Origin of the sequence: Mesorhizobium sp. M5C.F.Cr.IN.023.01.1.1 (assembly GCF_003997585.1) — a bacterium.
Taxonomy (GTDB): Bacteria; Pseudomonadota; Alphaproteobacteria; order Rhizobiales; family Rhizobiaceae; genus Mesorhizobium; species Mesorhizobium wenxiniae.
The window spans coordinates 96,040-104,321 of record NZ_RZSU01000008.1; the positions used below are offsets into that span (position 1 = coordinate 96,040).

An 8,282-nucleotide genomic window follows, 5' to 3' on the forward strand; every position below is an offset into this window, starting at 1 on the left:
CAGTTACGGGCGGGAGCAGCGACCGCCGGCAAGAAACAGGGTCAGATTTACCCCAACGGACCTGTTTCGGCGATGGCGCGGCCATGACCTCCTTGGCCGCATGCAACGCGCTCCCGCCCGGATTTTCTTTTTCGGCGCCAATTATTTCGCCTGTCGAGGCCAAATGCCGGCCGCAAATGGTGCAAGCTGCTGATTCCAGCGGCAAACCACGGCTGTGCCGGCGGGATCCGCGTCCCTTCCTTTTCGACATGGCTGTGCGGCGGTTACCGGGCTGACATCAAACTGTCATGTGACTGTAATAATCGGGGACTATTGGCCTCAGCGGGCGCCGAACGAATGGCGCCGAGAGACCATTTTCCGAACAGGAGCAGGCCACATGAAAAAATTCCTCCTTACGGCGTCGGCCGCGGCGCTTGCGCTCGCCGCGTCGGCTGGTTATGCCGCCGCGCGCGACCAGATTCAAATCGTCGGTTCGTCCACAGTGTTCCCGTTCACGACGGCTGTCGCTGAAAAGCTCGGCCAGAGCGGAAAGATCAAGACCCCGGTGGTCGAGTCGACTGGCACCGGCGGCGGCATGAAGCTGTTTTGCCAGGGCGTCGGCGAAAATACCGCCGACTTCACCAATGCCTCGCGCGCCATCAAGGACAGCGAGCTTAAAACCTGCAAGGCAAACGGCGTGACGCCGGTCGAGATCAAGGTCGGCTTCGACGGCATCGTACTGGCCAATTCGAAGGCAGGGACTGTCGTTGATCTGACCAAGGAACAGATTTTCAAGGCACTCGCCAAGAACGTCGCTGTTGACGGCAAGGTCGCCGCCAACCCCTACAAGAACTGGTCGGATGTCGATGCGTCGCTTCCCGCGACAAAGATCGAAGTGCTTGGCCCGCCGCCGACATCCGGCACGCGCGATGCGTTCGTCGAACTCGTCATGGATGCGGCCTGCCAGGAAGAAGTGAAGGCGGCTAATGAAAAGGGCTGCGGCGAGATCCGCGAAGACGGCGCTTTTGTCGAGGCCGGCGAAAACGACAATCTGATCGTCCAGAAGCTGGAAGCCAACCCCGATGCCTTCGGCATCTTCGGCTTCTCGTTCCTTGACCAGAACGCCGACAAGCTGCAGGGCCACAAGGTCGACGGCGTCGAGCCGACCTTCGAGAATATCGCATCCGGCGATTACGGCGTTTCCCGCTCGCTCTATGTCTATGCCAAGAAGGAGCATGTTGGCGTCATCCCCGGCATGCAGGAGTTCATCGCCGAGTACACCTCGGAGGGTGCATGGGGTCCTGATGGTTATCTGGCCGACAAGGGCCTGATCCCGCTGCCGGACGCCGAGCGCGCCAAGTGGGCCGAAAACGCCAAGGCTCTGAAGGGCATGGGTTCCTGATGTTTCGGGGTCCGGGCGTATATCCGCTCTGACCCTCATACTCTAAAGCACAAAGCGCGGGACCAAGGTCCCGTGCTTTGAGCCGGTGAATGACCGGCGGTCGAGGGGACGTCCTGAATCATGGTCGGTTATCTCGTTGTTCTTCTGTTGGTTCTGGCCTCTGCGGCCTATTGGATCGGCCGGACACGCGCCATTGCCAGTGTCAATGGCGAGGTCGCTCGACTGCATTCGCTGCCTGGCCAACATGGCATGTTTCTGGCGCTTTTTGCTGCCGGTCCCGCACTGCTTGCGATCGTGTTGTGGTCGCTGGTGACGCCGGGAATTGAATCATCGATCATTGCCGACCGCTTCTCCTCCGAGTTGTCGGGAATGGGCATTCCGCAGGTCGAAGCTTTCATCCGCGACACTCGCGCGATGGCCTTTGGCGGGCTTGTCGGCTTCGCCGATCCCACGAAAGAGGCGGCTGCCGCCGCCTACAAATCGATCCATACGACCAGCACCTGGATCATCTGGGCCGTTGCGCTCGTGCTTTCCGCGTCCGGATTTTACTGGGCCTATTCGCGTATCGCACAGGCCTACCGGGCGCGCCACGTGGTCGAGCGCGTTCTTCGCGCATTCTTGATCGCCTGTTCGGTGGTCGCAATCCTGACGACGGTCGGCATCGTCCTGTCGCTCATCTTCGAATCCCTGCGGTTCTTCCAACAGGTGCCGTTCTACAAGTTCCTGTTCGGCACGCATTGGTCGCCGCAGAGCGCCTTCACCGGCGCCGGAGCGGAAGCCGGGGCGGTCAACCAGGACATTTTTGGCATGGTGCCGCTCTTTGCCGGCACGTTGCTCATTACCTTCATCGCCATGCTGGTGGCTGCGCCTATCGGGCTGATGGCTGCGATCTACCTTTCGGACTACGCCTCCAAAAGCGTCCGCGCGGTCGCAAAACCGGTACTGGAAATCCTCGCCGGCATTCCGACCGTCGTCTACGGCTTCTTCGCCGCGCTGACGGTCGCGCCCTACTTCCGCGGCATGGGCGAAAGCCTGGGCCTCAATGTCGCGTCCGAATCCGCGCTCGCCGCAGGCGTGGTCATGGGAATCATGATCATTCCCTTCGTTTCCTCGCTTTCCGATGATGTGATCAATGCCGTTCCGCAATCCCTGAGAGACGGTTCCGCCGGCCTCGGCGCGACCAAGTCGGAAACCATCCGCAAGGTGGTCCTTCCTGCTGCCCTTCCGGGCATCGTTTCGGCGATGCTGCTTGCCGTCAGCCGCGCAATCGGCGAAACGATGATCGTGGTCATGGCGGCGGGGCTGGCGGCAAACCTCACGGCCAACCCGCTCGAAGCGGTCACCACCGTGACAGTGCAGATCGTGACGCTGCTGGTGGGGGATCAGGAGTTCGACAGCGCCAAGACGCTGGCAGCCTTCGCACTCGGCCTGGTGCTGTTCTGCATCACGCTTACCCTCAACATCGTCGCTTTGCGCGTCGTCCAGAAATACCGAGAGCAATATGACTGATGCGATCTCGTCATTCGGTGCCGTCGGACGGCCGGTCAGCATTCATACCGACGATGCCGCCAAGGCGCGGCTGAAGGGTCGTTACCGCACGGAGACGTGGTTCAAATGGCTTGGCGCCGGAGCCGTCGCGTTGGCCGGCCTATTCCTTGTGCTGCTCCTGTCGACGATCGTCACGCAGGCGATCCCGGCGCTGCGGCAGAACTATCTGACGCTGCCGATCGACCTTTCGGCGGCCAAGGTCGACCCTGCAAAACTCGATGAAGTGAACTACGACGCCATCGCTCAGGAAGCGCTTACAGCGAGATTTCCAGATATTGCGAGCCGTCAGGACAGGCGTCTGCTGCGCGGGCTGATTTCCACCGGCACAGGCGTCTTCCTGCGCAAGGATATTGCGGCTGATCCGGGGATGCTCGGAGGAACGGTGGACTATGCGGTTCCAGTTGACGATTTTGCCGACCTCTATCTTAAGGGTTTGCTTGCCGACGTCGGTTCGGACGAAGCGATTTCGACAAGCGTCACGCCTTCGAAAACCAGCGGCGACATCGATCTGACCTTTGGCGACGATGCCATGCTGGCGCTGGCGCGCGGCCGTGGTGCGACCGAAGGCGAAAACGGCATGCTCACGCTGACGAGCGGTGCATCATCGCTGCTGGTCGTGTTCAACGGCGGCACGGTCAAGCTCACCGCGCTGTCGCCGGGACCTAGTGGGACGGCGGTCGCAAAGGGCACGGTGATCGAGGCGCTGGACAGCACGGCGCCCGCCGCGAGCGGCCAGGCATTCCTGCGCGTCATCGATACGCCGGAAGCATCGCGAAAGATTTCCGACAAGGAGATCGTCTGGCTCGACACGCTGAAGAGCGCCGGCCTAATCGAAAGCCGATTCAACTCGATCTTCTTCTTCACCGGCGCAAGCCGCGAGCCGGAACTGGCCGGTGTCTGGGGCGCGGTCGTCGGATCGTTCCTGACCATGATCGTTACGCTCGCCATCGCCTTCCCGATCGGCGTTTCGGCGGCGATCTATCTTGAGGAATTTGCCCCCAAGAACCGACTGACGACGATCATCGAAGTGAATATCAACAATCTGGCGGCGGTGCCTTCGATCGTCTTCGGTCTGCTTGGACTTGCCGTATTCCTGAATTTCTTCGGCATGCCGCGCTCAGCCCCGGTGGTCGGCGGCATGGTGCTGGCGCTGATGACCCTGCCGATCATCATTATCGCCTCGCGCGCTTCGCTGCGCGCCGTGCCGCCGTCGATCCGAGAGGCGGCGCTCGGCATCGGAGCGTCCAAGGTCCAGACCGTATTCCATCACGTCCTGCCGCTGGCGATGCCGGGTATCATGACCGGCACCATTCTCGGGATGGCGCATGCGCTGGGCGAAACCGCGCCGTTGCTGATGATCGGCATGGTCGCCTTCATCGTCGACATTCCCGGCGGCTTCACCGATCCCGCGACGATCCTGCCGGTGCAGATATTCATGTGGGCGGATTTCCCGGAAGCTGGATTCCAGCAGAAGACTTCGGCGGCGATTTTGATTTTGCTGCTGTTTTTGGTCATCATGAACGCCATTGCGGTGATACTGCGCAGGCGCTTCGAGCGGCGCTGGTAAGGGGTAGAGGATATGAACATCATGACGGAAGCCGGCGTCGAACAGAAACTGAGCAGCGCAACCAATGCCCCTTCGATCAAGATGAAGGGCGACAAGGTCTCTGTTCATTACGGCGAGAAGCGAGCTCTGTTCGACGTGGATCTCGATGTCCGCGAGAACCAGGTGACGGCGTTGATCGGCCCATCGGGCTGTGGCAAGTCGACCTTCCTGCGTTGCCTGAACCGAATGAACGACACGATCGATATCGCGCGGGTGAGCGGCAAGATAACGCTCGACGGCGAGGATGTTTACGACCCGAAAATCGATGTCGTCGAGCTACGAGCTCGCGTCGGCATGGTTTTCCAGAAACCGAACCCGTTTCCGAAGTCAATCTATGAAAACGTCGCCTACGGTCCGCGCATTCACGGCCTGGCCAGGAGCAAGTCCGAGTTGGACGGCATCGTCGAATCGAGCCTGAAGAAGGCCGGTCTGTTCAACGAGGTCAAGGATCGCCTGCTCGAGTCGGGCACCGGTCTCTCCGGCGGACAGCAGCAGCGCCTGTGCATCGCGCGCGCCATCGCCGTGTCGCCGGAAGTGATTCTGATGGACGAGCCCTGTTCGGCTCTCGATCCGATCGCCACGGCCCGCGTCGAGGAACTGATCGACGAACTGCGCCAGAACTACACTATCGTCATCGTCACCCACTCGATGCAGCAGGCAGCGCGCGTGTCGCAACGCACGGCGATGTTCCATCTCGGCTACCTGGTCGAGGAGGGCGCAACCGACAAGATGTTCACCAATCCCGACGACAAGCGCACCCAGGACTACATCACCGGCCGGTTCGGCTGAGCGGTCCGGCGAATTTCGAACACGAGGACAGGATCATGGGTGAACACACCGTCGCATCTTTCGACGAGGAACTGGAGCACATCGACAGGCTGATCCGCGACATGGACGAGCTCGCCGCCGCGATGGTCGCAGCCTCGATCCGCGCGTTGCTTGCGTCAGACAATGCGATGGCGCAGCGTGTTGTCTCGGACGACGCCATCATGGATGCGCGGCAGCGCGAACTCGACGATAGCGCGATCACCCTGATCGCCAAGCGGCAGCCGATGGCACAAGATCTGCGCGCCGTGGTTGGCGCAATCCGCATGGCCGGCGATCTCGAGCGCATCGGCGACCTGGCCAAGAACATAGCCAAGCGGGTCAGCGCAGTCGGGCAGAGCGCCACGCCGCGTAATCTGTCGCACGGCATCGACGCGATGGCGGATCTCGTTCTCGAGCAGCTCCGCGGCGTGGTCGAGCACTATGTGTCGCGCAATGCCGGCGCGTTGAAAGAACTGCGCGCCGACGACCAGAAGATCGACGTGAAATACACGGCGGTTTTTCGCGAACTCCTGACCTACATGATGGAGGATCCGCGCAACATCACCGCCTGCACGCATCTGCTGTTCTGCGCCAAGAATCTCGAGCGTATCGGCGATCATGTCACCAACATCGCCGAAAACGCCTACTTTGTCGTGACCGGGCAGCAATTGCCGGCGGATCGCCCGAAGCTCGACGAAACGACGATGTCGGCGCCGGCGACATGACAGGAGTGACCGGCCGATGATCGCGCCGCGCATCATGGTGGTGGAGGATGAAGAGCCGCTGGGCGTCCTCCTCCGCTACAATCTGGAATCCGAAGGCTATCAGGTCGAGGTTGTGACGCGCGGCGACGAGGCCGAAATCCGGCTGCAGGAAAACGTGCCCGATCTGCTGGTGCTCGACTGGATGGTGCCGGCGGTTTCGGGCATCGAGCTTTGCCGGCGCCTTCGGGTGCGTCCCGAAACCGAGCGGCTGCCGATCATCATGCTGACCGCGCGCGGCGAGGAGAGCGACCGGGTGCGCGGCCTTTCCACCGGAGCCGACGACTATCTGGTCAAGCCGTTCTCGACACCGGAATTCATGGCCAGGGTCAAGGCGCTGCTGCGCCGCGCCAAGCCGGAAGTACTGTCCAGCGTGCTGAAGGTCGGCGACATCATGCTCGATCGCGAATCGCACAGGGTCTATCGCAAGAAGAGCGAGATCCGGCTCGGGCCGACCGAATTCCGGCTGCTCGAATTCATGATGCGGCACCCGGGTCGAGTCTTCTCGCGCAGCCAGTTGCTCGACAATGTCTGGGGCGAGACGATCTACATCGACGAGCGCACGGTGGACGTCCATGTCGGCCGGTTGCGCAAGGCGGTCAACAATGGTCGCATGCCCGATGTCATCCGCACCATCCGCGGCGCGGGCTATGCGATCAGGGAAGACTAGGGATGTGCTGATATTCAGGTGATGCCGACCTGCGAACGGCGGCTTCCTGCGCTTTCCGGTGCTCGCGTACCCAAAAGTGCGCTCCGCTCCGGTTCTCGGAACCCACCATTCTCGACTCGGCCTGACCTGAATCTCAACACACCCCAAGTCGCGATCCGGGGATCCCTGCCTTCGAATTCAAGCCACGTTCTTTCCGACCGAGCCGGCTCGTGCCTGGATGCTCGGCGCGAAGATCTCCTGGTCGACGAAGCTCAGCGCCCGCATGGCGCAGCCTTCTCGGATCAGCGGCAGTTCGTTCGGCTCGGTGTCGAAGGAAATCGAACCCGAATGCTGGCCGCCGGCGGTCTGGGCGATGGCCTCGCGCAGGGCCGGCTCGATCAGGTCGAAGGCGGCAGCGCTGGCACCGACCATTGCGACCGGGGCCGGATCGATCAGCGCGAACAGGCTGCCGAGCCCGAAGCCGAGCGCTTCGCCGGCCTTGCGGTAGGCTTCGCGCTCCGGTCCGTCCGTCTCGCGCGCCCGGGCCGCCAGTGCCCGCATCTCGGCGTCGCTGACATCGGCGACCGGCTCGGCGTTCTCGCTCAATTGCCTTGCGTTGCGCCAGATAGCGTAGTTGCCGGCATAAGCCTCGACGCAACCGCGCCGCCCGCAGCGGCAAAGCGCGCCGCCCGGCCGATGAATCATGTGGCCGAATTCGCCGCCTGAGGAATGGGTGCCGGTGAACAGCTCGCCCTTCAGCACCAGCCCCATACCGATGCCATGCGAGAGCAGGATGGCGATGAAATCGTCGCGGTAGCGATCCGGGTCGCGCCAGCGCAGCGCCACGGCCATCATGTTGCAGTCGTTCTCCATGATGGCCGGGATGCCGAACTCGCGTTCCAGAATGTCGGCAAAGGCGATGTTCGTCTGCGGCGTGATCGGCGACCACAACATGGCGCGCGCATGGGAATCGGTAATACCCTGGATCGCCAGCGCGATGCGGGCGACGCTTTGGACGTCGAGGTCGGGGTCTTCGAGCCGGCGCCGGACGATGGCGACACATTCGTCGATCAGCTCGTCGCGCGACATGGTCAGCGTGTCCAGCCGGCGCTGTTCCTCGGCGACCACTTGTCCGGCATAGTCGATGACAGCGACCGACAGGAAATTCAGCGACAACACGACGGCCAATACCGTAGCGGCTTCCGGATTGAGGCTGAGGCCAACCTGCGGCCGGCCACGTTTCAGCGAAACGGTCTCACTCGCCTTGGTCTCGGCCAGGATGCCTTCCTGGATCAGGTCGGAAGAGATCGCCGATATGGTCGAATGGCTGAGGCCGGTGGTTGCGGCGATCTCGGTCCGCGACGGCTGGCCTGCGCGGCGTACGGCCGAAATGACCATCGCCCGGTTGCGCCGGCGCAAATCGTCATGGCGGATCCCAACCGACATTGTTTTGCCTCCTCCCATTGCCGCGGCCGCTCATGAATCGGAAGCCGTCAGGCCGACAAATACTGGCAGAAACAGAACGACCTG

7 protein-coding genes are annotated in these 8,282 nt (G+C 62.2%); 6 read left to right on the forward strand and 1 reads right to left on the reverse strand.

The features are described 5' to 3' along the window. Positions 1-376 precede the first annotated feature (376 nt). From EOA78_RS05805 to phoB, 6 genes are all read left to right on the forward strand, one after another. Positions 377-1,381, forward strand: coding sequence for a PstS family phosphate ABC transporter substrate-binding protein (locus EOA78_RS05805; protein WP_127314275.1), 1,005 nt, complete (start codon positions 377-379; stop codon positions 1,379-1,381). A gap of 120 nt (positions 1,382-1,501) precedes the next feature. Beyond that, positions 1,502-2,890 (forward strand): phosphate ABC transporter permease subunit PstC, encoded by a 1,389-nt coding sequence (gene pstC, locus EOA78_RS05810; RefSeq protein ID WP_127314276.1) that lies wholly within the window; start codon positions 1,502-1,504, stop codon positions 2,888-2,890. Continuing rightward, positions 2,883-4,496, forward strand: coding sequence for a phosphate ABC transporter permease PstA (gene pstA, locus EOA78_RS05815; RefSeq protein ID WP_127314277.1), 1,614 nt, complete (start codon positions 2,883-2,885; stop codon positions 4,494-4,496). The genes pstC and pstA overlap by 8 nt, the downstream gene beginning before the upstream one ends. 12 nt (positions 4,497-4,508) lie before the next feature. Next, complete coding sequence (pstB, locus tag EOA78_RS05820) at positions 4,509-5,324, forward strand: phosphate ABC transporter ATP-binding protein PstB (protein ID WP_127314278.1); 816 nt, start codon at positions 4,509-4,511, stop codon at positions 5,322-5,324. Between the two features lie 35 nt (positions 5,325-5,359). Next, a complete protein-coding gene (gene phoU / locus EOA78_RS05825) occupies positions 5,360-6,067 on the forward strand; it encodes a phosphate signaling complex protein PhoU (protein ID WP_127314279.1) in 708 nt (235 codons plus the stop codon). A 16-nt stretch (positions 6,068-6,083) separates the two neighbouring features. After that, positions 6,084-6,773 carry a phosphate regulon transcriptional regulator PhoB gene (phoB, locus tag EOA78_RS05830; RefSeq protein ID WP_031254097.1) on the forward strand — a complete coding sequence of 230 codons (690 nt, stop codon included), beginning with the start codon at positions 6,084-6,086 and terminating at the stop codon, positions 6,771-6,773. Positions 6,774-6,950: 177 nt separating this feature from the next. Here phoB and EOA78_RS05835 read toward each other — a convergent pair whose 3' ends face one another. After that, on the reverse strand, positions 6,951-8,198 hold the full coding sequence (locus tag EOA78_RS05835) for an ROK family protein (protein ID WP_127314280.1): 1,248 nt from the start codon (positions 8,196-8,198) through the stop codon (positions 6,951-6,953). Between the last annotated feature and the right edge of the window lie 84 nt (positions 8,199-8,282).